Below are 22,532 nucleotides of genomic sequence, written 5' to 3'. Positions count from 1 at the left end.
AAAAGTGAGAAAAAGAGTCTAGGAAATACGAGTTCACTCGATTTCATGCATAAAATCAATAAATTCTGATCGTCGCGATTTTCCAGACATTCGGTACAATGCGGTCAGGTGATACTTGACGGTCGCCTCTGAAACGCCCAACTGGCGCGCAACCTGCTTATTTGTTGCACCCGATTGCAACGCCGCAGCGACGCGGTATTGGCGTCTATTGAAGCCGAATCTCTCGAGAGGTGCGGGAACAACGTAGCTCTGCTCCACCGCTTTCAGAACGCGTGTCGTGAAATAGATGAGCCTGCGATCACCTTTCGCAAACTGCCCCCCCGCCAGTTTTGTGCTGACGCCGATGAAGGCATCGCGGTGCTCCAGAAAGGGTGCGATCTGACCTTCTTGTGCCGCGTCGCGGAGGGCGCGTTCGATCATACTGCGCCGTTTGGCACCACGGGACATTCGTGCTGATTGCAATGCGGCGATGATCCGAAGACGCGGCGCCTCAGCTATGGGATCGGCTGACGTCTCAGTACCCAAAGCGACGGCAAGCTGCGCGCGAAGTATCCCCCCAATCGAATTCGGTGAAGAGATGCCCCCGGAGCGCTGAAAGATCTGCTCGGCCTCGGACGGTTGCCACTCAAGATGCGCAAGGAACGCGGCAAGAAGCTCGAGTGTGGCAGCGTATTCGCCGTGGCGACGTGCGTAATCTGCCTTGAAGTCTTCCAACTCCTTCAGCGCGGGCCTCAGACCATGCAGAAAATAGGTACTTAGGACGGATATACGGGCCAGCTCACAAAACAGTTCTGACCAGCTGTCCCCGGTGACGAGTTTCAGCCGCAGTTCACGGCTTTTTGGACCGACAACTTCAAGTTTGCCCTGCTCGTAGGCGATCGCCAATCGAATGACCTCGATCACCGCTGACTCGTTGGCATAGCGAACCGCCGCCGTCGACAGGCATGATTCAGCAGAGGCCAGATTTCGGCCTGCGCTTTTGAGATGTCCTTCGAGAACATCCAGATCGGCGAGATGAATGTGAATGAAGTGCTCAAGGTAGCTGTGACGCGCTTCCCGAAAGCAGGAAACTGCGTGCTGTGCAGCCGTGCGTGCCGCTTTGGGATGTCCAAGCCGCACATTCATCACAAGCATGCAATTGTAGTAGAGACCTTGGAGGAGCAAGTCGGTCACGGGCAGTTGCCGCTCCAGACGTCGCCATACTTCAAGGTCCTGCTCTTCGACGTCTTCGCCCAGATGCAGCGCCAGACACAGTCGGCTAAACTCGAAGTAGTAGGTTTTCTCGAATTTAAGATTGGACGCAGACAAGTAGGCTTTGGCGCGAGCTGCGTGGCCCTGCTTAGCGAGAAAGGCAACAACGACGCCCATGACAGTCTCGCTTCTGCGCCACTCATCATTTGGAAGAGCTTCAAGCACTTCACCTGCGGCAGCGTAACCGTGAAGATATGGGAAGAGCACCCCACCACCGCGATTTAGCACTGTCAAAGGGCCGGCATCCGCGGGCAAGGCAAGGCTTTGCCGCACATTCTCCAAAGTCGGATTGCCGATCTTACCGCTGAGGTCCATGTCGTGTAGTTTCGATGATTCAACGAAGCAAATCAATGTGGAGCATCAGAACGACACGATCAGATTTGACGCTCCCGTTGCAACTCAAGACATTTTGCCAGACATCTCCTACTCGTGAAGTCTGAGGTTCCGTTCCAAATACTTTTGGCACAAACATTCATGCGATTTCGTTTCGCCAGCGGCCCGAAGCCGACATTCGACCCAGTCCCTCGATGCCGCGGTCGCAACCCACATTGCCGACATTCGCCGCAAGAGCAAAACCTGATGCCGTTCGAACTCACAGATCGCGGACAAAGCCGCCATAGGAACAGCGCTATTCAATGTCTGCCTTTTGTGATTTCTCACAAGAAGTGCATTTAAGTTGGATTTGTTCAGCTCTCTAGTTTCGTAGCCATGGTATCCAAGAACAGGTGCGCAAGCCTGGACAGAGACGCATTTCCGGCATGGGCGGCGAATAATCAGATCTCTGGAAAAGACCACTCAGGAAGAACTTCGATAAGATGCCCTGCTTGCAACGCCTGAATGCACAGCGGCTCCGGCAATTCGCCGATGCCATGGCTCGCCAGAACCGCCGCCCGGATCGCGGCGTAGTCATTGATGGATATGTCGGGTTCAATGCTGATCTCTTCAACTTCCCCTTGCTTGGATAACCGGATCAAATCGAGCAAATGAACCGGGCCAGGTCGGTTTTCTGCCTTGAACGTGCGCCAAGTTTCCCAGCTAAAGCTCGTATGTGTTTGCATCGTTAGGTACCCACATAGACAGGCTTACGCCTTGCAATCCATGAATCGAGCCCTTCGAGAACGTCTCGCGTGCTGCACATGCGTGCAAACTGCTCCCTTTCGATGAGTAAGCCTTCATCAATTGTTGTATTGAGACCCCGTGTCACGGCTGTGATTATTCTTGATGCCGCCAGAGGTGAATGCCGCAGGAGGCGTTCTGCAAGTTCAATGGCGGAGTTAATGAGCTTTTCGTGCGGAACAACCTTGTTGATTAGGCCGAGTTCCAAGGCTCTCTCTGGACCGAAGGTGTCTCCCGTCAATAGTAGCTCTAAAGCACGCTTTCTACCCGCCAACCTTGGCAGTCTCTGGGTGCCTCCAAAGGTTGGCGGGATCCCGATGTTGATCTCCGGCTTCGCGAAGGTTGCTCTGTCAGATGCAATCGCTAAGTGGGCAGCTTCTGTGATCTCGCAACCACCTCCAAATGCGATTCCATTGACCGCGACGATGATCGGTTTTTCAAAGGCCTCTATGCGTGTCGTCATCTGCTGGCCCCGGCGACAGAACTCTCGGACCGCTCTTTCCGTTCCACATTTGATACTCTCCGTGAACTCAAAAATGTCACCGCCTGCGGAGAATGCTCGATCTCCGGCTCCGGTAAGAATGACGGCGCCAATGCCGTCATTCTGTTCAACTTCACCCAAAACTTCGAGCAGCCGATCGTTTGTTTCGTAGTTCAGAGCGTTAAGCTTCCCCGGTCTATTAAGTATGAGATGGGCAATCCTGCCCTCTCGTTCTAGCAACACGCTATCTTCCATTGTATGTCTCCAGTCTGCTTGACAGAGACCCTAGCCAAGGTCAGGATAGAGGCAAACTCACTGGTTAGTATACGTCCATGACAGGATTACGCTTATGAACATCGAAGCCAAAACGCCTGCTCGGGAAAAGATAGTCGATGCCGCCAATCGGTTGTTCTATAGTGAAGGAATTCGAGCAGTAAGCGTTGACGCGATTGCCGAAAAGGCAGGTGTGACCAAGAAAACCCTCTACTACCACTTCAGGAGTAAAGATGACCTAGTCGCTGAATACCTGACAACGCGCGATCAACCAAATCTAAGGCTCTACGAGCAGTGGTTCGAAGCTGCCGACGGCATCATTGCTGACAAGACTGAAGCCATATTTATGCAAGTTGCCAAGTCAGCCCGCCACCCAAAGTGGAAAGGATGTGGATTTTTGCGGACTGCTGCAGAACTCGCAAACCTACCAGGTCACCCGGCCATGAAGATCGGCGCGGATCACAAGAAACGTTTTGAAGGCTGGCTCGAAACAAAATTTGCCGATGCAGGCATTGAGCAGCCCCATACGCTGGCGCGGCAGGTCGTTTTGTTGATGGATGGGGCATTTTCAACGATGCTAGTTCATCGGGAGCCAGCCTATGCCGAGGAGGCAGGGCTTGCGGCACATGAACTGGTTGCAAATAGGCTCATGAAAAGGCCGTAATGGGCCTCGATGAAGTGACGGTGCCGGGAAACAGTTCTCAATCATCACTTCTGAAATTTGGGCATGAACGGAATGTCGGTTGCGCCAAAACCAAGACCAAGTTGAGTAAGTACCGTCGTTATCTGACCGCGATGATGAGTCTCGTGATTGAACATATGTGTCACCAGTACCCACTGCAGGTCGAGCTTTCGCTGAAAGCTTTGCGGTTATGACGGGGAGCGTATTTGATCTGCTTTTTCGCAGGGCTTTTGACCTGCTGACTCAGCCCCCTGATCCGGGCCGTTTAAGTGTAGAATCCGTTCCTGTTTCTTTCTGTTGATTTGCTTGTGGTCAAAATAATACTGACTGGCCAATGCGGGTTTTGCATCACTCCTTTCAGTTTGTTTACCACCGCAACCATCTCTGGCTTGCTTTGCGAGCCCATGCGATCCTGCGCTTCGTCCAGATGCAGAAACATAACTTTCAGTTCGCGCAGATCCAAGTATGGCGGCATGGAAGTGTCCGACGCTCGACGTTTGAAGACGCTGGAAACTGAGAACGCCAAACTGAAGAAGATGCTGGCCGAGCAGATGATGGATGTTGCTACGCTGAAAGAGATGCTCGGAAAAAACTTCTGAAGCCCAATTCGAGGAGGAATGCTGTGGATTGGGCAATTAAGATCAAGGGTTATAACCAACGCCGCGCTTGTGCGTTGGCGGGCATCGATCCGCGTGTGTATCGGCGCACGTCGAAACGCCCCGCCGACACGCAGCTGCGCACCAGAATGAAAGAGCTGGCGTCCGAGCGGCGGCGGTGTAAGCGTCCGTTGAACCCGACCTAACTCGCTCTGCTGGCGGCAGCTAAGTGTCCACCATCGATAGTGGACACTGTGGGGCACTCTATGAGCAGGCGGAAGAAGCGGTTTTGGGCCGACGAAGAGAAGCGCGAGATTTGCGCGCAGGCTGTGACGCCGGGGATGTCGGTGGCACAGGTTGCGCGGCGGTAAGGTCAGCGTGACTGCAGCGCAGTTGTCAATGCTGCTCGAAGGGATCGACTGGCGTATGCCGCAAAGGACATGGCGTCCCTTGAAGGTCGGATAGAGTAATAAATACAGCATCTTGCGTGCTTTGGGGATTCACGTTGTGACCCTGATCCGGTATAGGGTCGGCGATGCTGAAGGACCTCGATATCACGCCGGACGACCCGGAAGAACTGCGGGCTGTGAACCGTCTGCTGGCGGACGAGGTCAAGTCGCAGGCCCTAATGATCGAGAAGCTGAAGCACCAGCTGGCGGGCCAGAACCGTCATCGGTTTGGTGTCCGCTCCGAGAGCCGGGATCAGCTCAATCTGACCTTCGAAGAAGATGAGGCGATTGCCGAGGCCGCATCTGAACAGACGCAACCTCAGACGCCGTCCGCTGAAGACAAGCCTTCGCGCCGGCACAGCCGTAAGCCGCTGCCTGATCACCTGGACCGGCATGACGAAGTGCTTTCGCCTGGCGAGGATTGCACCTGCTGTGGCGGCAAGCTGAAGACGCTTGGCGAAGATGTGACAGAAGAACTTGAGTATGTGCCGGGCCGCTTCGTTGTGAACCGCATCATCCGGCCTCGCAAAGCCTGCGCAGGCTGCGAAGCAATTGTGCAATCACCGCTGCCGTCACGCCCCATCGAGCGCGGCAGGCCCGGTCCCGGCCTATTGGCCCATGTCCTGGTCAGCAAATACGCTGATCACTTGCCGCTCTATCGCCAAAGCCAAATCTACGCCCGCGAAGGGATCGACCTGGACCGCTCGACCATGGCCGATTGGGTTGGCCGCTCAACAGCGCTGTTGGAACCACTGGCCGATGAGATCGGGCGGATCGTCCGGCGCGGCGACGCCCTCTTTGCGGATGATACGCCAGTCAAGATGCAAGCTCCTGGTCAAAAGAAGACCAAGACAGCGCGGGTCTGGACTTATGTGCGTGACGAGAGGCCATGGGTAGGACAATCACCGCCATGTGCCTGGTATCAGTTCACCATCGAACGCAAGGGCGAACATCCCGTCAGCCACCTCGCAGGGTACAAGGGCTGGGTTCACGCCGACGGCTATTCCGGCTTCAACGGCCTGTTCGGAGAGAACAAAGCCGATGAGATGGCCTGCATGGCCCATGTCCGCCGCAAGTTCGTGGATGTCTTCGCCTCCCAAGGCAATGCCATTGCCGAAGAAGCCATCCGCCGGACCGCTGAACTCTATGCAGTGGAAAAAGAGGTGCGGGTTAAATCGCCCGACGTGCGCGTCGCGCTACGTCAGGCACGATCAAAACTGATTTTCGATGATCTGGAAACCTGGCTGCACGCGCAACTGCCCAAGATCTCGGGCAAGTCGCCACTGGCGCAGGCCATCCGCTACGCCCTTGGCCGGATGCCAAAGGCGCGGCCATACTTGGAGAACGGCCATCTCGAGCTCGACAACAACACAGCCGAACGCGCCGTCAAACCCGTGGCCATCGGCCGGAAAAACTGGATGTTTGCAGGCTCCGAGGGCGGCGGCAAAGCCATGGCGATCGCCTTCACACTGATCGAGACCGCCAAGCTCAACGGCGTCGATCCCCAAGCCTGGCTCACATGGGTCCTCGCCCAAATCGCCGATCATAAGATCACACGCCTCGACGAGCTCTTCCCCTGGCGTTACGCTGCTTAAGCAGCGTAACCGGTCATGGTCTTGCTAAAAAGGGCGGGTTCAACGGACGGTCACGCTCTTGCCTCGTTAGCCCTTTTTCATCTGTTCTTGGAAAAAATCGCTCTTCATCGACGCCAATTCATCAGCTGTCAACGAAGGAATTGATCCCGTCACTGCGTTGATGTTGCCACCGGTCTCACCCGCTAAGCGGTCAAGTGTTCCGTCCTGAGACATATTTATGACCGATTGAACTTGAAGAGTTCTGAATTCGGCGATGGCATCGGCGGATGCGTTAGGTCCGGTGACAAGACCGGGAGGTGTTTGATCACCCCAATCGACTTCAATGCTCTGCCCCTGACCGATGTTTCCAGATGCGATGTCAAGTTTCAGCCTCAGAAGGTTTACCTTAGACTCAGTTCTCCGAAGGTCCGTTGATAAGGACTGTGAATCTTCCAATGTTAGACGCTCGCCCGGTCTGAGTGTCTTTCCGATCTCGTTTTCCACGGCGCGCTGATAGCTCGCTTCGATCTCGCGGAATTCATTCTGGCGAATTGAATCCAACGCACTCATGGTGCGCAGTGTTGCGGGAGATGCTTCACTGGCCTTTGCTGGCGAGATTTTCGGATCAGGGTACACACCCTCCATCTCCGTTTGATGTGAACTAGCGACAGTGTACGCGGAGGCCGTGGCCTCCGGCGAAGCTTTTCCTGTCTCGCTCTGAGCCAAAATCTGAGTGATTTTCGCAGCTTGGCCTTGGTTACTTTCCACACGCGAAAACAGACTCAGGTTCACGGTGGAAAAGGTACTGCTTAACAACATAGCTCGCTCCTCTGGCTCGTAGATAGCCGCCTGAGAAGAAATAGCGAAGACTGCTAAACAAAGGCTTGCCAGCGGACGAGGGCGCGTCCAGGAAAACCTTTCGTTTTTATTCAAAGATCTGCCGTCTGGACGGTGGGTTCGCATTTTCTGACCATCACTAGGTTGAGGGTGCCCGCCGGCGCGCGCGGCGGGCACCACTTTCAAACGAAATCGAAATCGGAACCGTCGATGTTCGCGTAGGCGACACCTTCAAGATAGATACCATGCGTGCCGTTGATCACGATCAGTGTCTCGGCACCTCCTGACAAGGCAAATTTCTCCAAGCTCGTCAGACCACCCGTATTGGCCAGGGCGATCTTTTCAGTACCGTCTTCGAAGTCTCGGATTGTATCGATATGTCCAAAGCCAACTTCAGCGCCCACATCGAAACGAAAAGTATCGGTGCCCGCTCCACCGATCAGAATGTCTTCGCCGGTTCCGCCTTCCAGAATGTCATCATCTGAGCCACCGTTCAGTTCGTCGTTTCCGCCAGCACCGAATAGATAGTCATCACCGCTGCCGCCAAAGATGAAGTCATCGCCTGTGGCGAACGTAGCTTCGTACTGGTAGTCGCCATACAGGAAGTCGTCGCCAGCATCGCCGCTAACAGTATCGTCTCCGTCACCGCCTTCAACGATGTCATTGCCGCCGCCCGCATACAGGCTGTCGTTGCCATCAAACCCTTGGAGCCAATCACTGCCGTTGTTGGTGAAGATCGTGTTGTTCGTCGAGCTAGACGTGGACCCCACGACCCGGTAGCCGGAGTTGTCCGGAGCGCTCCAGTTGATTGAAAAGTCCCCGCTGTTCTCGAAAAGTTGGTTACCGGGCGCGAACGAAGGCGTGAATGTGGGTGTAAGAGGCATCTGGATTCTCCATATTGAATGCGCCTACTGTGTCCGCGGTATTAGTTAACGTAACCTTCAGAAATTATTTGCAATTTTATACACTTCGCGATTTTGGCCTACCCGAATCCGGCGATAGGAGATTTTCCGCCGACATCTCAAGACTTTGTAGAATCCGTTTCATCGATTCAGCCGCACCTGGTTCTTACAGCTGTTGTTCTGATGTTATCATTTTTGCCCACGGAAGCGCTTGATGCATAACGGATACCATCTCCGGGTATCATAGGCGCCATCAGTGGTGACCACTACCGACGATGGATGTTTAGATCACTCCGCGCAACGCCGTTAGGTCGGGTTCAACGGACGCTCACGCGGCGGTTCGGCTATCGACGCCTGCACATCTTGCTGAAGCGCGAGGGATGGGAGGTGAACTGGAAAAAGCTGTACCGGCTCTACCACGAAGAAGGGTTAACCGTTCGTAAACGGGGCGGACGCAAGCGCGCAGTGGGCACCAGGACACCGATGGCGAGAGGACCGCTGTCATCAGGGACTTCGGCCATGTGGCAGATTGAGGTCCAAGGCAACTCTTGGGTCGCATCACCGTCGTGATTGCCAACGACGAGGTGTTTCTCTTTGCCGGGCAAGCGGGCAAAGAGGTTGGAGAGCCACTTCTTATCCTTTGCTCTCGGTCCGAAGGCGAAATCGCCAACGATCCAGAGTGTGTCTTCTGGACCGACCCTCGCCGCCAGATTGGCGAGCAGCATCGCGTCCATATGGCTTGCGGACTCGAACGGCCGTGAGCAATGTTTGATGATGTTCTCATGGCCAAAATGTGTGTCGGCCGTATACCAGATGGTCATTGTCTTGCTTACATTAAAGCACGCCTGCAGGATTGCCGCGTCAGTCTTGTTCCCTGTCCATGTGTCCTCTCACTCGGTCTCTGCCGCGCGCATCAACAGGCGGTCGATCTCTTCCCGCAACGCGCCCGAGCGCTCGCGATAGCCTTTAGACCAAACCCTCAACCCAGCATAGACGCTGGCGATCAGCACCAGTGCGTAGATCTGGGATCCAACGCCGGAAAAGGCGTGGTCACCAAGGCCGATGGTGTTGAGCAGCGCTCCCCATACCAACGCACCGGGCAGGGCTAGCAAGACGCTGAACCCAAGCGTGCTAATCAGGGTCGAGCCCGTGGATGTGCTGACCGTCAGCTCGTCACCATCGTGAACCACGCCGTTTGTAAAATTGGCAAAGGCGAGAGGTTTCCCGGAGCCCGGCCGCGATATCACCGCCACCTCATGCCCCGGTTGCGCAACGGTGAACAGGACGCCCTGATATCGGTGCTCCTTTCCATCCACGTCTCGTATCCACAGCTCCGGCGTCGAATTGATCCGCCCGTAACCGCTCTGTCGATCCACGCGGATGGAGTGCATCTGTTCCCGCGCGGTCGTGACCGTGCCGCGAACAACTAATAATTGACTATCATTGCCCTTCATGTCGCTATCAGCCCGACATTGGGCTGGGCCAGACATTCATCCGGACGCTCTACAAGCTCAGCAATTTCATGGGCTAGGCTCAAACAACCTGCATTCCATTTCTCGTTTGATGATGGCGCAATTTCGGCAATACTCGATGATACCACTGAATCGCAGAGTCCGGGTTGGTAGGGTATTTCCGTTTCCAGCACAGGCAGCGGCGCAAACGCCTGGCGAACCAAACTCGGGTTACTTGAGCCCGCTGCGACGCATCGCAACGGGTGGTAACCATCCAAGAATTCCTCTGGAAGCGTCTGGCTGACCACGCTTGCGTCAGCAGCATCCCGTGCTGGAACAAGCAATATTGATGATTGACCTGCTGCTTCAAATACCGACGCGGTTGGGTGAGCAGGTGTGTCGACAACTGCAAAGTGCCATGCCTCCCGCCACAACTGTCTCAGGACGGCTTCAAGATGTGCGGCTGTTGAAGCGCGAATGTACTGAATTCGAGAACCAGACTCGCTGCCGCACGCCAGCCTCCTTGCCCACCGGTGAAGAAGGCTTTCATCTGGTGGAGATGCTCTCGCCCGTGCTGCGCTTATACGAAGGTTGTGCACGCGGCTATCTCGGGCGGGTTGAGGGAGCCAACATCATCAAATTGCATCGCGACGAACCTAAAGTATCCTATTTGAGTTACCCTGGGTTCGATAACGATCCGCATCTCTGGCTTGCTTTGCGAGCCCATGAGATCTTGCGCTTCGTCCAAATGGAGAAACATAACTTTCAGTTCGCGCAGATGGCCTTGAACAAGTTGCCAGATAATCCCAGCTGTTCTGTCACGCATCAGCGGATATCCTAGGCCACTCAGGCACGAGATACCCACGCCCTTGAGGGTTGCCGGCGACGGCACAAGGAAGCTGGCAACGTCGGCTGTGTCGTTGCCATCGGCGAGCAGCGAAAGCGTACCGCTCTTGCGGAAGAAGTGTCCAAGGCCGGTGGATTTGGGGCCAGCGTCTTGCTTCTGTTCTCAACCTCTTCAAAATGGACCGGCGCAAAATCCCAAACGTCCACACCGACATTCACTGAGTTTCGCGAACCCAGCCAATTGTTGTGGACATGTCCAAAGAGTTGAAGAGCGCTTCTTCTTGCGTGGTTCCAGGTGATCATCGGATAGTGGCAGAGCGTGTTCAGCTGGTTCATGGATCCGTCTCGCAACTCCACCAGCAGTCCAACACTGTCCCACGGTAGATCCAAAGTTGGCCGCAGATCATGGTTGCCGACAACCAAGTGTCTTCTCGCACCCGGCAACTGTCCGAAAATCTCATCAAGATAATGTGGGTCTTTTGCTCTAGGTCCGAATGCAAAGTCACCAACGATCCAGAGGTCGTCCTTAGGACCCACACGATCACAGAGATTGGTGAGCAGCACCTGATCCATTTGCTCTGAGTTTGCGAAGGGACGCTCGCAAAACTCGATCACATTCTCATGCCCAAAGTGTGGGTCCGCTGTGTACCAATGCGCCATTCACTGTCCCGACTCATACAACCGCTAAAAGAGCAACGCGACTGATGGAGACATCTCAGACAGAAACTCGATAGTGCTTGCTCCCTTCAGCGTAGTTTCAGGACGCACTATCTACAACGGTCTGAAGTAGCTGAAAAAGCGATGAATTCTTGTCAAAAGAGACAAACTAAGTGTCATCTTACAACATATTCGATTTAGTGGTGAGCCGTGCAGGATTCGAACCTGCGACCCACTGATTAAAAGTCAGTTGCTCTACCAACTGAGCTAACGGCCCACTAGGGGGCCTACTTAGAAAGGTCACCGAGGCGGGTCAAGCCCTTAACTCTGGTTTTAGCAAACATCCACTGGATAGTTCTGACGCAGCAGCCTATATGGCCGCCATGCGCGGTATGGACCATAGCGGATTGCCCTTCATGAAGATGCATGGGCTGGGAAATGACTTCGTCATTTTGGACGCCCGAGTGGACGTGGTAGAGGTTTCTGCCACCCTTGCGCGGGCTTTGGGTGACCGGCACTGCGGGGTAGGGTTCGATCAACTCGCCGTGATAACAAATCGATCTGACACAATCCATCTGACCTTCTTCAACGCTGACGGTTCTGGATCAGCGGCATGTGGAAATGCCACACGCTGCATTGCCCGCCACATCATGCAAGAAACCGGCCAGTCTGAACTTCACATGACAACGGATCGGGGTGTTCTGACGGCGCGTGACATGGGTGAGGGGCTGACCGCAGTGAACATGGGCGCACCCCAGCTCGATTGGCAGGAGATCCCCTTGGCCGAGGACGTTGATACCTTATCTCTCCCCATCCCGGGAGACCCTGTGGCCACCGGTATGGGCAATCCGCATTGTACGTTCTTCGTTGACGACATTGATGCCATTGATCTGGCAAGCTTTGGGGCCACCCGGGAACACCACCCGCTGTTTCCGGAACGGACCAACGTGCAGATCGCCAATGTGGTTGGTGAAAACCACTTACGCATGCGCGTATGGGAGCGTGGCGTCGGCATCACGCTGGCCTCGGGCTCTTCGAGCTGTGCCGTGGCCGTTGCGGCTGCCCGGCGCGGATTGACGGGGCGCTCGGTTCAGGTCGATCTCGACGGGGGGGCACTCTGGGTCGACTGGCGCGACGATGGGGTCTGGATGACCGGCCCTACCACCCATGTGTTTAGTGGAACACTGACCCCAGCCTATCTGGCTTCGTTATGATGGACACGCCGGTCTTCTCCACCTTGGGGTGTCGCCTGAACGCATATGAGACCGAGGCCATGAAGGAGCTTGCGGCGGAGGCGGGCCTGCGGAATGCGGTGATAGTGAACACCTGCGCAGTGACAGCAGAAGCTGTTCGAAAAGCCAGACAAGATATTCGCAGGCTGCGCCGCGCGCATCCCGATGCGCGCCTGATCGTCACCGGATGTGCGGCCCAGACCGAGCCTGAAACCTTTTCTCGCATGGCCGAGGTCGATGCTGTGATCGGCAACACCGAGAAAATGCACCCCGAGACATGGCACGCATTGGCGCCGGATTTTATAGGCGAGACCGAAAAGGTGCAGGTGGACGACATCATGTCGGTCACCGAAACAGCCGGACATCTGATTGATGGGTTCGGCACACGAAGCCGCGCCTATGTACAAGTGCAGAACGGCTGCGATCACCGGTGTACCTTCTGCATCATTCCTTACGGTCGGGGGAATTCCCGGTCGGTGCCTGCGGGAGTGGTGGTCGAACAGATCAAAAGGCTCGTCGACAAAGGCTTCAAAGAAGTGGTTCTGACCGGTGTGGACCTGACAAGTTGGGGCGATGATTTACCGGCGCAACCCCGGCTTGGTGATCTGATCATGCGTATTTTAAGACATGCGCCTGACCTTCCGCGGCTGCGGATCAGTTCCATCGACAGCATTGAGGCGGACGACAATCTGATGCTGGCGATTGCGACAGAGCCCCGTTTGATGCCACATCTGCATCTGTCTCTCCAACACGGGGACAATCTTATTCTGAAACGGATGAAACGCCGGCACCTGCGCGATGATGCGATCCGCTTCGCGGAAGAGGCGCGAAACCTGCGGCCCGATATGACGTTTGGGGCGGATATCATTGCGGGGTTTCCAACTGAAACCGAAGCCATGTTCAAGAATTCCCTTGCTCTGGTCCGGGAGTGCGACCTGACCTGGCTGCATGTCTTTCCTTACTCGCCGCGCCCGGGCACGCCAGCCGCGCGCATGCCTGCTGTGGCGGGAGCGGCAATCAAGGATCGTGCTGCGCAGCTGCGGGCCGCCGGTGCCGTGCAGGTGCAGCGCCACCTGGCATCCCAGGTCGGGCGCACCCACGCTATTCTGATGGAAAGCCCGACCTTGGGCCGCACTGAGCAGTTTTGCCCGGTCAATTTACGCAAACCGGTCGCTGAGGGCACTATCACCTATGCAATGATTTCTGGTCAGACGGACAGCGCGTTGATCGCATAGGTCTCCGGACGGGGGCGTTCAAATAAGCAGTTGGGGTCGAAGCTGACACAGCCTTGAAGTTGCCGCATCTTCGGTGAAATATACCGTGTGTAAGAAGGCGAACGCGCCTATAACGCGATCTCAAGATGATCAAATCTTTTATCCACGGAAACAAGTATCATCGAACGATTACCGACTTGAACTGGATTGCGCGTAGACTAACTATTTGGTCTCTGAGAAAAGCGAGGCGAGCGGATGTCAGAAGAGCGAGCTGATACGGCATTCAATCGCGCGCTTGAGACATGTGCGGCGGAGCCGGTGCATATTCCCGGAACAGTTCAGCCCTTTTGCTGTTTGCTGGCGATAGACCGCAAGACACATGAGATCGCGTATGCAAGCGAGAACTGCGCCACACTCATAGGTGTGTCTACAGCTCAATTGCTTGGTCAGGACCTCGCGTCGATTTTCGATAGGGAAATCGTTCATGCCGTGATGAACGCGGCTAGCTTGCCAAGATTTAACATCAAACTTTGCTCTGTGGGCCGGTTCAACTTGAACGGTGCTGAAGCTGAGTTGGCGGCATTCGAAAGTCAGGGATACATTGTTCTGCAAATTGAGGCTGCGAATGATCCCGATCTGGGCAGCGACGATGCGTTCAAGACGGTCAGCACCTTGATGGAGGAAATCGAAGACTGCTCCGACCAGAAGACGCTGTTCGACGTGACAGCCAAGTTCCTGCGTCATCTGACTGAGTATGACCGCGTCATGGTCTACAGATTCGACAAGGACTACAATGGAGAAGTCATCGCCGAGGCCCGTCCGCGGGTCATGGAGCCCTTCCTCGGTCTGAAGTTTCCTCACTGGGACATACCCGCGCAAGCCCGGGCCATCATGGCGAAATTGCCTTTGCGCTTTATCGAGGATGTGGATCAGGAACCCGCTCCAATCAAAGCGGCCACTGCCGACCTGCCGCCGTTGGACATTACACTCGCCGAGTGTCGTGGCGTGTCGCCTGTCCACATTCAGTATCTGCGCAATATGGATGTCAGGGCCACCATGACACTGTCGATCACGGTTGGCGATAAACTGTGGGGCATGATCTCCTTCCACCATCGAAAACCGCGTCTCCCCGCGCCAGCGCTCCGCAATATCCTGGCCCGCTTTCTTGGCATCTTTTTGTTCAAATTGCAGACCTTGCTGCAGGAAGAGCGGCTTCAATTTGTAGAACGCGTCGATCGGATCAAAGACGACCTTCTTGTGCAGATGGACAAGGATGAAGACGTTGACTTGCCGCTGCCGCAGATTGCGCCTTTGGCCAAAGATGTGATGAGTGCAACCGGTTTCGCAATGCTGATCGGCTCGCGAACCAATAGCTTTGGCGATGTACCGGACGACATCGTGAACCAGCGCCTGCTTGAGGAAGCCCAGGCGAACCCCGGGGCCGTCATCACCGTTGAAAGCCTTGGTGAGCGTTTCCCTGACCTGCGGGATTCTTTGCGAGGAAACGCAGGCGCCGTCGCGGCAGCCATGAACTCAGACAACGCGATGGTGGTTTTCCGCAGAGAAGCGGAGCAGGTGGTCAACTGGGCCGGCAACCCGGAAAAGACCGTGGAAGAAACCCCGACAGGTCAAGCACGCCTTGCCCCACGCGGCTCCTTCAAAACCTATCTTCAGCAGGTAAATGGGCGCTGTGTACCCTGGACCGATCAGGACATCTATTTCGCCAAGCGCATCCTGGCCTTGGTCAACAGTGCTGAACGCCGGTCCCTGTTGAACACCATGAACCGTCAGCAAAAGCTCATGATCAATGAGCTGAATCACCGGGTGCGCAACATTCTCGCCCTTGTCAGATCGGTCTCCAAACAAGCCCAGCGTCGATACGGAGATTTGAGTTCCTATTCCGCGGCGCTTGAGTCCCGCATTCTGGCGCTTGCCTCGGCCCATGACATTGCCTCAGGTTCCGATCTGTCTTCTGCGTCATTCTACAGACTGATCGATGTCGAACTGGAACCTTTCGAGAAAGAGGCGCGCATCAGCCTGTCTGGAGATGATGTTTACGTTCGCGCCGAGGTGGCCCCCATCGTTTCACTCGTGATCCATGAGCTGGCGACCAATGCCGTAAAATACGGGGCTTTGTCGGGTGAAGGTGGGGCCGTCGATATCCGCACAAGTAAAACGCCACACGGGCTGTGGTTCAATTGGCGCGAATCCGGTGGTCCTGAAGTCAAACAGCCCGAGGAGCGCGGGTTCGGGACAACGCTCATCGAACAGGCCGTGCCCTATGAGCTGGAAGGTGAAAGTGAGCTGATCTTTGACCCATCTGGGGTTATCGGCCGCCTGTTTCTGCCCAACAGGGTTCTGACCCAGACATTGCAACAACAGGCGTCCGGAGATACGGCCATCAAACCGACGGCCGAAAGCTCGAAGGACTATGTGCGCTCCCAGCAGATTCGAGGGGCAGCCCTTCTGGTCGAAGACAACTTCGTCATCGCAAAAGAGATGAACGATCAACTCGAGGATTGCGGGTTTGACGAGGTACATCGCTTTGGCGGATTGGATCGGGCGATGGCATACCTCGAAGAGGAACGCCCGGTTTTCGCAGTGCTCGACGTCAATCTCGGGACCGGTGAGACAAGCGAGCCCATTGCCATGCGTCTGATGGGATTGGGCGTCCCCTTCGTTTTTGTGACCGGCTACGGCGACCAGGCCATGCTGCCGACCAACCTGCAACATGTGCCGCGCTTCACCAAGCCCATCCCCGATTTGGAACTGCAGAACGCCATCGAGATGATGCTGAGCGCAGATGACTGACCAGGGTGATCCAGGTTCGGTACCGAAGGCCGGTACTACTGTATCGCCTCAAACAGCGCGCTTTCAAATCGCTGCGAGAACGCGCCAAGCGCATGAAGCGCTGCATCATCATCCCCTGATTGGCCGGCTTCTCGCTGACGATCTATCGGTGCCGGAATACAGGCGGATTCTCTGTGTTTTCCGCGACGTCTTTGTTGCGGCGGAGAACTGTCGGTCTGCGTCGGGTGCCTTCGATGATTTTTCACTGCGACGTCAATGCAAAGCACTCCTCCAGGATGCGCCGTCGGCATCGCAAGATATGTCAGACGACTTGTTCTACTTCGGCACAGATCATGAAGTCTTGGGCATGCTTTACACGCTGCATGGTGCTCAATTTGGTGGAGCCGTGATACGCCAGCATCTGAAGCAAACCTTGCCGATGGCGCCCATGGCCTACTATGGCCTGAAGCCCGATCCGCAAAACTGGAAGTCGCTGGTTGTCGAATTGGATCAAAGTTGCAAGCAGAAGGGTGCACTTGATTGCATCTCGACCGGGGCGCGGCAGACTTTCGAACTGATCGACGCGGTGGCATCTGCCGCCAATGCTGCCGGTATTGGTGCATCTCAGCACAACACTACTCTGGCAGTTGGCGGCCAACCCACGAACGGCGGGCTTTAGAAAGCGATAGGCGCCTCTCGCGAAGGATGCTCGCAACTCTCGTTGCATCTTACGTTTTGATCGTACCTTGAGAGTGGTGGACGGTCTGATTGTCCTGCCTCGGGCTACATTCTCCAGACGCCTTGTGTTCTAGAGACGTTTGGGCTTTGCCAACCGTGCGGCATAAAACCAGATAGGCTAGGAATACCTAAGGTTTGGCGCAAAACTGCCAACGCGGTCTGTTAACGGGCATCAGAGACCTCGCCCTCGGGAGCCAATGATCTTGGCCTCTCAGACCATGGCCGACCGTCACGCTGCCAGTCCTGGGTCGCAACACTCTGTTGATCACGACGCAAGCCTGTCTGGTGAGGCAATTGCATCCTCGCCCTCGGTGCCGATGCTGAAAGACGTGGCGATCTTGCCGAGTTTTTCGACTTCATTGGTGAGCAGTTGGGTGGCCGCATTGGTTTCCTCGAACATGGCGGCATTTCTTTGTGTGACGTCGTCAAGCGCGCTGACCGAGCCGTTGATTTCATCCAACCCGCCGGATTGTTCGGCCGCTGCCGCAGCAATATCCGCCACCATCTTGGTCAGATCGGCGACAAAGCTGTCGATCTCTGCCAGCGACTCGCCGGTCTTTGAGACCAAATCGACGCCCTCATGGACCTGATTTGCCGAGGTGGCGATCAGATGTGCGATCTGTGTTGCAGCTTCTGATGAGCGTTGCGCCAATGCGCGGACTTCTGAGGCCACCACGGCAAACCCGCGTCCGGCCTCGCCCGCGCGGGCCGCCTCGACCCCGGCGTTCAGTGCCAAGAGGTTGGTCTGGAATGCGATATCCTCAATCATCGAGGTAATTTTCGAAATTTCATCCGAGCTTGACGAGATCGCATCCATCGCTGTGCGCGCCTGCGCCATCACCTCGGAACTGGCGGTGGCCCGTGACTTGGTCTTTTCAACGACATCGCGGGTGTTTCTGGCGATGTCGGCGGTGGATTTCACCGAGGCCGACATTTCGGCGATGGCTGCGGCCGTCTCTTCCAGCGAGGCCGCTTGGCTTTCTGTCCGTCGGCTGAGGTCGTCTGAGGCGGTCGAGATCTCTTTGGTGCCACTGTCAATCTCGCGACTTGCCTCGACCACACCGCCGAGGCTAGTGCGCAGCTTCGCGATTGCCGTGTTGAAGTCCTGTTTGAGCGGGTCGAAGTCGCGCCCGAACGTCCCGAGGATTTCATGGCGCAAGTCGCCCTCCGCCAGGTGCGCCAGCCCATCGCGCAGCGATTTGATCGCCTGTACCCGGGGGGTAATATCGGTGGCGTATTTCACCACCTTGACCGTCTCGCCATTGGGTCCGATCACGGGCGTATAGCTTGCGGCAATCCACACATCTGACCCATCTTTTGCGCGACGCCGGTACTCGCCCGTATGAAACTTGCCTTCCTGCAAAATGCGCCAATGGGCTGCGTACTCCGGCGTGTCAACCTCGCCGTCAGGCATGAACATGCTGTGATGCTTGCCCACGATCTCATCAAGCGTGTAGCCCATGGCACCGAGGAACAGATCGTTGGCATGGCGGATGGTGCCATCAGGCGAAAACTCGATCACCGCCTGGATCTTGGTGATCGTATTGGTCATGTCATTGGCTTCCATGATCGCGGTCACATCGCTTTTGACCGATATCATTCGGACCACATTGCCGTCCTTGTCACGCTCAGGGCAGTAGATCGACTGCACCCAAAGGCCCGTGCCATCCTTTCGGAACCGTTTGAAGTTGCCGGCTGGCACCACACCATTCTTGACCTCTTCCAGAAATTTCTCATAGCGGTCGGTGCCTGCGTAGTCCGGGTGAACAAGTTTGGCGTAATTCTCTCCCACAAACTCTTCCCGCTCATATCCCAGCAGGTCGAGCGCCATGTCGTTCACTTCGAGGATCTTGCCATCCACATCATAGACAACGCGGCCGTGGGTCGCGGATATCGCCTCAATCTGGCGCAGGAGGTTCTGCTTTTCCGCACGTTCGAGTTCTACCTTGCTGGTCAGGTCGTGGCTTACGGTGACCATTTTGACCACCTTGCCAGCAGCGTCCGTGATGGGAAGATAGGTTGCCGAGAGCCAGAGTTTCTGACCCGTCTTGGTCACCCGGCCAACCACATCAGCGCGTGGTCCGGGGGATTTCAACCCACGTATCGCCGCCTCTTCATCTTTGTCTTCCGGGTCATCCTTGTCGAGCAGGATGCGTCGGGATTTGCCGACAACCTCGTCCTTCGTATAGCCGAACAGCTGGCAAAAGTTTTCATTCACGTCCAGGATGGTGCCGTCTGGTGCAAACCAGACCAGCACATGACTGTTGTCAATCGCGGCGAGAAAAGCCGCGTGTTCATGGCTCGAAGACGGGGTTGGGGGTGATTTTCGAAACAGTCGTGCCATCTGGATCTCCGCAGTGATGGAGAGTCCGTGTTATGCATCCAATATTAAGAAACCATTGAAGGTTCCGGCCCTGCAAAGCGAGGGCCAGGCCGAAGCTCGTAGGGCTGGTTATTCAGCGGCTTGCGTGCGTTTGGGCAAAACCCAATCGGCACGCGGGAAATGGCAGGTATAGCCATTGGGGATGCGTTCCAGATAATCCTGATGCTCCGGTTCGGCCTCCCAGAAAGCGCCGACGGGCGCGACTTCGGTCACCACCTTGCCCGGCCAGAGGCCTGAGGCTTCCACATCGGCGATGGTGTCGAGGGCCACCTGCTTTTGTGCGTCATCCACGTAGTAGATGGCCGAGCGATAGCTCATGCCGACATCATTGCCTTGACGGTTGGGTGTGGTGGGGTCGTGGATCTGGAAGAAGAACTCCAGCACCTCTCGGTATGTGACCTGCTTGGGGTCAAAAATGACCTCGATGCCCTCAGCGTGCGTGCCGTGATTGCGGTAGGTCGCCTGTGGCACGTCCCCGCCGGTATAGCCCACTCTGGTCGAGATCACGCCGGGGCGTTTTCGGATCAGATCCTGCATGCCCCAGAAACATCCCCCCGCCAAGACTGCGCGCTGATGGCTCATACCACGTCCTCCACTTGATCCATGTAGTCACCATAGCCTTCGGCGGCCATGTCGTCACGGTGCACAAACCGCAAACTTGCGGAGTTGATACAGTAGCGCAGCCCGCCCCGGTCCTGCGGGCCATCGGGGAAGACGTGGCCAAGATGGCTGTCGCCATGAGTTGAACGGACCTCGGTGCGAACCATGCCGAGGGTGGTATCGCTGAGCTCCGTCACATGGGCGGGCTCGATAGGTTTGGTGAAACTGGGCCAGCCGCAGCCGCTCTCATACTTGTCGGCTGAGGCAAAGAGTGGCTCGCCCGAGACGATATCGACGTAGATGCCGGGCGACTTGTTATACAGGAGCTTGCCTGTGCCGGGGCGTTCGGTGCCGTTCTGCTGGGTGACACGGTATTCCTCAAGCGAGAGCTTTGAGATCGCCTCTTCGGTCTTTTCATAAGTGGGCATGGGGCCTCCTTTCACGCTTTGCCTCTAAGATGGGTCAAATCGCCAGGAGTTAAAGAGGTGCCGGGTGCATGACATTCGCGCCGGCGGCCCTATATCCCGGGCAAGCAGAGAGGGAGTGCAATATGACAAGGGTTGGTGCGGCGATCATTGGGATGGTGGCCGGGGCAGCAGCACAGGCTGGTGTTTCGGCGCATGAATTTGTGTCGATTGACGGAGGTACGTTGAACACGGGCGATTGGTCGGGTCAGCCGGTGCTGGTCGTGAACACAGCCTCGCAATGCGGGTTCACTGGGCAGTATGAGGGGCTGCAGGCGCTCTACGATACGTATCGCGATCGGGGATTGGTGGTATTGGCGGTGCCATCTGATGATTTCAATCAGGAGCTTGGCAGCGCCAAGGAGGTTAAGGAATTCTGCGAAGTCACCTTCGGGCTGGATCTGCCCATGGCGGATATTACCAGGGTGAAGGGCGAGGGAGCGCATGTGTTTTATCAGGAGGTAGCGGCAGAGACGGGGTTTGTTCCCCGGTGGAATTTTAACAAGGTGCTGATCGGACCTGAGGGCGAAGTGGTCGGTACCTGGGGCAGTAGTACCAAACCGCAGTCACCTAAAATCACTCAAGCGATTGAGGCACTTCTGCGGTGAGCTGGGAGTGTTCGAACGATCGGCGCCCTTACGACCAGGAATGAACCTATGAACCCGTACTTCTGCTGGTGAAGGTCAAAACCACCGCGCCGTCACTTGCCCATCACCAACACAATGGGGTCTACACGTATATCATTGGGAGGCTTGCTGGCCGCTGAATGAATATGCGGGATCGTCGCGATCATGCGGATCGGTCCGGAGAAGCCTCGCCGGAATGGGGGCACACCTGTTTATCTGGCTCCAATCACATGGGTCACTTTTGAGCAGAGTTTCTGCAATGGTGACCTGCTCCCGTTGGTCGGATCAGCCGGTTTGGTTGCCCAAATCGGTTGGCGGTCGTTGGTGCCCTTTCCCCTGGCGGGTTTAGACTACTGCCCTGGTAGCGGGAATGCCAGGCGCGGTGCAGCGATTGAAGAACAGCGATGCGGACTTGGATTTTGGCGACCCGCCTTCGACGTCCCGTGCCATAAGGCGCTGCCTCAGCAGTTTCACGCAATGCATCTTGGTTTCGACACGGCTGCGGCGGTGGTCACCGCTCCATCTGCTGACCGGCAGGGTATTTGCAAAGCAAATGTCCCGAGAGGGATCGCCAGATGACGCGACCCAGATAGCGCGCGATGCGTTGACTGCCTCGTTGTGGGCGATAGCCCCGGTCGTGGCGGGTTTGGGGGGCGATTTGATCCCGCATTCAGCGAGTACTCTGGGGGTGACCAGCACCTCTATCTCGGTGGAAACGCCTTTGATTTGCATCAACGACACGTCTGTCTGATGTGTACATGCTCCTTTTCAACAAGAGGAGGGTGCGATCCGTGTTGAGAGTCTTACAGCGATCTGAAAACCGTTTGGACATTGAGCTTTCTGGCGCTCTCGACAAGGAGCTGATGAGGGCGGGCTTAAATGAAGTTATCGAGAAATCGATGGATATCTCGGACGGCAAGCTTCTCTATGTCATATCCGATTTCGAGTTTCCGACCATCGGTGCTCTCGCGGTAGAGCTTAGTCAGTTGCCAGAGCTATTTGGCTTGCTCGGCAAGTTCGACAAATGTGCAGTTGTCACGGATGTCAGTTGGCTGCGCACTGCTGCAGAGATTAAGGGCGCGGTGATCCCATCGTTTCAAATCAAGAGCTTCCAACTCTCGGATATGGTGGCCGCAGAGCGTTGGCTGGATGACGAGTTAGAGAGCCACGCGTTGGCGGATACCCATGAACATCTTGATGGGTGACCGGACAGGGCAACTTGTTCTGGCACAGGCTGCATAGGCATGGGAGGGCACGCGCGTACAACCATCCGAGTTGTCAACTGATCCCTGCGGGAAAGGCGCCAACCCTATGGTCCCCGTCGCCATGCATGCGACGTTGCGGACTGACGTTACACAGAACTCAACTGG

At 56.0% G+C, this 22,532-nt stretch carries 24 protein-coding genes, 1 tRNA gene and 4 pseudogenes; 14 read left to right on the top strand and 15 right to left on the bottom strand.

All coding sequences use genetic code 11. The annotated features are described in order from the left end of the window. Positions 1-33: 33 nt before the first annotated feature. From So717_RS14880 to So717_RS14870, 3 genes are all read right to left on the bottom strand, one after another. Entirely contained in the window at positions 34-1,566 is a 1,533-nt protein-coding gene (locus So717_RS14880; protein WP_159978650.1) for a helix-turn-helix transcriptional regulator, read from the bottom strand. A gap of 458 nt (positions 1,567-2,024) precedes the next feature. Beyond that, the gene (locus So717_RS14875; RefSeq protein ID WP_159978648.1) at positions 2,025-2,309 is read right to left on the bottom strand and encodes a LysR substrate-binding domain-containing protein; all 285 of its coding nucleotides are present in this window, start codon (positions 2,307-2,309) and stop codon (positions 2,025-2,027) included. A gap of 2 nt (positions 2,310-2,311) precedes the next feature. Beyond that, a complete protein-coding gene (locus So717_RS14870) occupies positions 2,312-3,103 on the bottom strand; it encodes a crotonase/enoyl-CoA hydratase family protein (protein ID WP_159978646.1) in 792 nt (263 codons plus the stop codon). A gap of 94 nt (positions 3,104-3,197) precedes the next feature. Between So717_RS14870 and So717_RS14865 the strand changes: the two genes are divergently transcribed. Next, a complete protein-coding gene (locus So717_RS14865; protein ID WP_159978644.1) occupies positions 3,198-3,785 on the top strand; it encodes a TetR/AcrR family transcriptional regulator in 588 nt (195 codons plus the stop codon). Beyond that, positions 3,785-3,997, top strand: coding sequence for a hypothetical protein (locus So717_RS22750; protein ID WP_438810661.1), 213 nt, complete (start codon positions 3,785-3,787; stop codon positions 3,995-3,997). The genes So717_RS14865 and So717_RS22750 overlap by 1 nt, the downstream gene beginning before the upstream one ends. A gap of 71 nt (positions 3,998-4,068) precedes the next feature. Here So717_RS22750 and So717_RS22070 read toward each other — a convergent pair whose 3' ends face one another. Further along, entirely contained in the window at positions 4,069-4,278 is a 210-nt protein-coding gene (locus So717_RS22070; RefSeq protein WP_174239048.1) for a hypothetical protein, read from the bottom strand. Here So717_RS22070 and So717_RS14855 point away from each other — a divergent pair. From So717_RS14855 to tnpC, 4 genes and pseudogenes are all read left to right on the top strand, one after another. Further along, positions 4,208-4,578: pseudogene (locus So717_RS14855) on the top strand (IS3 family transposase); the annotation flags it as partial. The gene So717_RS22070 and the pseudogene So717_RS14855 overlap by 71 nt on opposite strands. Before the next feature lie 87 nt (positions 4,579-4,665). Continuing rightward, complete coding sequence (locus tag So717_RS22815) at positions 4,666-4,770, top strand: transposase (protein WP_159978640.1); 105 nt, start codon at positions 4,666-4,668, stop codon at positions 4,768-4,770. Beyond that, a pseudogene (locus So717_RS22325) lies at positions 4,763-4,864 on the top strand (IS66 family insertion sequence element accessory protein TnpB); the annotation flags it as partial. The gene So717_RS22815 and the pseudogene So717_RS22325, both read left to right, overlap by 8 nt. Positions 4,865-4,934: 70 nt before the next feature. Then, positions 4,935-6,443 carry an IS66 family transposase gene (tnpC, locus tag So717_RS14845; protein WP_159978638.1) on the top strand — a complete coding sequence of 503 codons (1,509 nt, stop codon included), beginning with the start codon at positions 4,935-4,937 and terminating at the stop codon, positions 6,441-6,443. Positions 6,444-6,509: 66 nt separating this feature from the next. On the opposite strand, the gene So717_RS14840 is transcribed toward tnpC, so the two are convergent. Together So717_RS14840 and So717_RS14835 are read right to left on the bottom strand one after the other, a co-directional pair. Continuing rightward, positions 6,510-7,355: a hypothetical protein gene (locus tag So717_RS14840; RefSeq protein ID WP_159978636.1), complete on the bottom strand. Its 846-nt coding sequence runs from the start codon at positions 7,353-7,355 to the stop codon at positions 6,510-6,512. Between the two features lie 86 nt (positions 7,356-7,441). Continuing rightward, positions 7,442-8,143: a calcium-binding protein gene (locus So717_RS14835; protein ID WP_159978634.1), complete on the bottom strand. Its 702-nt coding sequence runs from the start codon at positions 8,141-8,143 to the stop codon at positions 7,442-7,444. A 351-nt stretch (positions 8,144-8,494) separates the two neighbouring features. Between So717_RS14835 and So717_RS14830 the strand changes: the two are divergent. Next, positions 8,495-8,647 (top strand): annotated as a pseudogene (locus So717_RS14830) (IS3 family transposase); the annotation flags it as partial. Here the strand turns inward: So717_RS14830 and So717_RS14825 are convergent. From So717_RS14825 to So717_RS14815, 3 genes are all read right to left on the bottom strand, one after another. Further along, on the bottom strand, positions 8,575-8,982 hold the full coding sequence (locus So717_RS14825; protein ID WP_159978632.1) for a metallophosphoesterase: 408 nt from the start codon (positions 8,980-8,982) through the stop codon (positions 8,575-8,577). The pseudogene So717_RS14830 and the gene So717_RS14825 overlap by 73 nt on opposite strands. Positions 8,983-9,051: 69 nt before the next feature. After that, on the bottom strand, positions 9,052-9,615 hold the full coding sequence (locus So717_RS14820) for a hypothetical protein (protein WP_159978630.1): 564 nt from the start codon (positions 9,613-9,615) through the stop codon (positions 9,052-9,054). Beyond that, positions 9,612-9,956 (bottom strand): hypothetical protein, encoded by a 345-nt coding sequence (locus So717_RS14815; protein WP_159978628.1) that lies wholly within the window; start codon positions 9,954-9,956, stop codon positions 9,612-9,614. Before So717_RS14815 ends, So717_RS14820 begins: the two co-directional genes overlap by 4 nt. A gap of 5 nt (positions 9,957-9,961) precedes the next feature. Between So717_RS14815 and So717_RS14810 the strand changes: the two genes are divergently transcribed. After that, positions 9,962-10,453, top strand: coding sequence for a hypothetical protein (locus So717_RS14810; RefSeq protein WP_159978626.1), 492 nt, complete (start codon positions 9,962-9,964; stop codon positions 10,451-10,453). A gap of 5 nt (positions 10,454-10,458) precedes the next feature. Here the strand turns inward: So717_RS14810 and So717_RS14805 are convergent, their stop codons facing one another. After that, positions 10,459-11,031: a metallophosphoesterase gene (locus tag So717_RS14805; RefSeq protein WP_238840963.1), complete on the bottom strand. Its 573-nt coding sequence runs from the start codon at positions 11,029-11,031 to the stop codon at positions 10,459-10,461. A gap of 285 nt (positions 11,032-11,316) precedes the next feature. After that, positions 11,317-11,392, bottom strand: a tRNA-Lys gene (locus So717_RS14800). Positions 11,393-11,489: 97 nt separating this feature from the next. Here So717_RS14800 and dapF point away from each other — a divergent pair. The 4 genes from dapF (at position 11,490) to So717_RS14780 (ending at position 17,030) form a co-directional block, all read left to right on the top strand. After that, entirely contained in the window at positions 11,490-12,329 is an 840-nt protein-coding gene (gene dapF / locus So717_RS14795) for a diaminopimelate epimerase (protein ID WP_159978624.1), read from the top strand. Beyond that, entirely contained in the window at positions 12,329-13,582 is a 1,254-nt protein-coding gene (gene mtaB, locus So717_RS14790) for a tRNA (N(6)-L-threonylcarbamoyladenosine(37)-C(2))-methylthiotransferase MtaB (protein ID WP_159978622.1), read from the top strand. Before dapF ends, mtaB begins: the two co-directional genes overlap by 1 nt. Positions 13,583-13,816: 234 nt before the next feature. Further along, complete coding sequence (locus So717_RS14785) at positions 13,817-16,372, top strand: HWE histidine kinase domain-containing protein (RefSeq protein ID WP_275113676.1); 2,556 nt, start codon at positions 13,817-13,819, stop codon at positions 16,370-16,372. Then, positions 16,365-17,030: a biliverdin-producing heme oxygenase gene (locus So717_RS14780; RefSeq protein ID WP_159978618.1), complete on the top strand. Its 666-nt coding sequence runs from the start codon at positions 16,365-16,367 to the stop codon at positions 17,028-17,030. The genes So717_RS14785 and So717_RS14780 overlap by 8 nt, the downstream gene beginning before the upstream one ends. A 324-nt stretch (positions 17,031-17,354) precedes the next feature. Here So717_RS14780 and So717_RS14775 read toward each other — a convergent pair whose 3' ends face one another. The 3 genes from So717_RS14775 to msrB all read right to left on the bottom strand — a co-directional run bounded on the left by So717_RS14775 (position 17,355) and on the right by msrB (position 20,500). Continuing rightward, positions 17,355-19,433: a methyl-accepting chemotaxis protein gene (locus tag So717_RS14775; protein ID WP_159978616.1), complete on the bottom strand. Its 2,079-nt coding sequence runs from the start codon at positions 19,431-19,433 to the stop codon at positions 17,355-17,357. Positions 19,434-19,541: 108 nt separating this feature from the next. Further along, the gene (gene msrA, locus So717_RS14770; protein ID WP_159978614.1) at positions 19,542-20,054 is read right to left on the bottom strand and encodes a peptide-methionine (S)-S-oxide reductase MsrA; all 513 of its coding nucleotides are present in this window, start codon (positions 20,052-20,054) and stop codon (positions 19,542-19,544) included. Then, positions 20,051-20,500 carry a peptide-methionine (R)-S-oxide reductase MsrB gene (msrB, locus tag So717_RS14765; protein ID WP_159978612.1) on the bottom strand — a complete coding sequence of 150 codons (450 nt, stop codon included), beginning with the start codon at positions 20,498-20,500 and terminating at the stop codon, positions 20,051-20,053. Before msrB ends, msrA begins: the two co-directional genes overlap by 4 nt. A gap of 122 nt (positions 20,501-20,622) precedes the next feature. Here msrB and So717_RS14760 point away from each other — a divergent pair, with 122 nt between their 5' ends. Continuing rightward, a complete protein-coding gene (locus tag So717_RS14760; RefSeq protein ID WP_159978610.1) occupies positions 20,623-21,144 on the top strand; it encodes a glutathione peroxidase in 522 nt (173 codons plus the stop codon). Positions 21,145-21,507: 363 nt separating this feature from the next. Here the strand turns inward: So717_RS14760 and So717_RS14755 are convergent. Further along, positions 21,508-21,816 (bottom strand): annotated as a pseudogene (locus tag So717_RS14755) (hypothetical protein); the annotation flags it as partial. 170 nt (positions 21,817-21,986) lie between these two features. Between So717_RS14755 and So717_RS14750 the strand changes: the two are divergent. After that, the gene (locus tag So717_RS14750; RefSeq protein ID WP_238840962.1) at positions 21,987-22,367 is read left to right on the top strand and encodes a SpoIIAA family protein; all 381 of its coding nucleotides are present in this window, start codon (positions 21,987-21,989) and stop codon (positions 22,365-22,367) included. Positions 22,368-22,532 lie beyond the last annotated feature (165 nt).

It is taken from the genome of Roseobacter cerasinus, from assembly GCF_009811755.1.
In the GTDB taxonomy this organism is placed as follows: Bacteria; Pseudomonadota; Alphaproteobacteria; order Rhodobacterales; family Rhodobacteraceae; genus Roseobacter; species Roseobacter cerasinus.
Note: the sequence above shows the minus strand (reverse complement) of the source record. Positions and strands in the feature narration are given on the sequence as shown.

Coding starts and splice junctions, on each gene's coding strand:
- So717_RS14880 (WP_159978650.1), bottom strand. CDS start 1,566: ATGGACCTCAGCGGTAAGATCGGCAATCCGACTTTGGAGAATGTGCGG.
- So717_RS14875 (WP_159978648.1), bottom strand. CDS start 2,309: ATGCAAACACATACGAGCTTTAGCTGGGAAACTTGGCGCACGTTCAAG.
- So717_RS14870 (WP_159978646.1), bottom strand. CDS start 3,103: ATGGAAGATAGCGTGTTGCTAGAACGAGAGGGCAGGATTGCCCATCTC.
- So717_RS14865 (WP_159978644.1), top strand. CDS start 3,198: ATGAACATCGAAGCCAAAACGCCTGCTCGGGAAAAGATAGTCGATGCC.
- So717_RS22750 (WP_438810661.1), top strand. CDS start 3,785: ATGGGCCTCGATGAAGTGACGGTGCCGGGAAACAGTTCTCAATCATCA.
- So717_RS22070 (WP_174239048.1), bottom strand. CDS start 4,278: ATGCCGCCATACTTGGATCTGCGCGAACTGAAAGTTATGTTTCTGCAT.
- So717_RS22815 (WP_159978640.1), top strand. CDS start 4,666: ATGAGCAGGCGGAAGAAGCGGTTTTGGGCCGACGAAGAGAAGCGCGAG.
- tnpC (WP_159978638.1), top strand. CDS start 4,935: ATGCTGAAGGACCTCGATATCACGCCGGACGACCCGGAAGAACTGCGG.
- So717_RS14835 (WP_159978634.1), bottom strand. CDS start 8,143: ATGCCTCTTACACCCACATTCACGCCTTCGTTCGCGCCCGGTAACCAA.
- So717_RS14825 (WP_159978632.1), bottom strand. CDS start 8,982: ATGACCATCTGGTATACGGCCGACACACATTTTGGCCATGAGAACATC.
- So717_RS14820 (WP_159978630.1), bottom strand. CDS start 9,615: ATGAAGGGCAATGATAGTCAATTATTAGTTGTTCGCGGCACGGTCACG.
- So717_RS14810 (WP_159978626.1), top strand. CDS start 9,962: ATGATTGACCTGCTGCTTCAAATACCGACGCGGTTGGGTGAGCAGGTG.
- So717_RS14805 (WP_238840963.1), bottom strand. CDS start 11,031: ATGGATCAGGTGCTGCTCACCAATCTCTGTGATCGTGTGGGTCCTAAG.
- dapF (WP_159978624.1), top strand. CDS start 11,490: ATGGCCGCCATGCGCGGTATGGACCATAGCGGATTGCCCTTCATGAAG.
- mtaB (WP_159978622.1), top strand. CDS start 12,329: ATGGACACGCCGGTCTTCTCCACCTTGGGGTGTCGCCTGAACGCATAT.
- So717_RS14785 (WP_275113676.1), top strand. CDS start 13,817: ATGTCAGAAGAGCGAGCTGATACGGCATTCAATCGCGCGCTTGAGACA.
- So717_RS14780 (WP_159978618.1), top strand. CDS start 16,365: ATGACTGACCAGGGTGATCCAGGTTCGGTACCGAAGGCCGGTACTACT.
- So717_RS14775 (WP_159978616.1), bottom strand. CDS start 19,433: ATGGCACGACTGTTTCGAAAATCACCCCCAACCCCGTCTTCGAGCCAT.
- msrA (WP_159978614.1), bottom strand. CDS start 20,054: ATGAGCCATCAGCGCGCAGTCTTGGCGGGGGGATGTTTCTGGGGCATG.
- msrB (WP_159978612.1), bottom strand. CDS start 20,500: ATGCCCACTTATGAAAAGACCGAAGAGGCGATCTCAAAGCTCTCGCTT.
- So717_RS14760 (WP_159978610.1), top strand. CDS start 20,623: ATGACAAGGGTTGGTGCGGCGATCATTGGGATGGTGGCCGGGGCAGCA.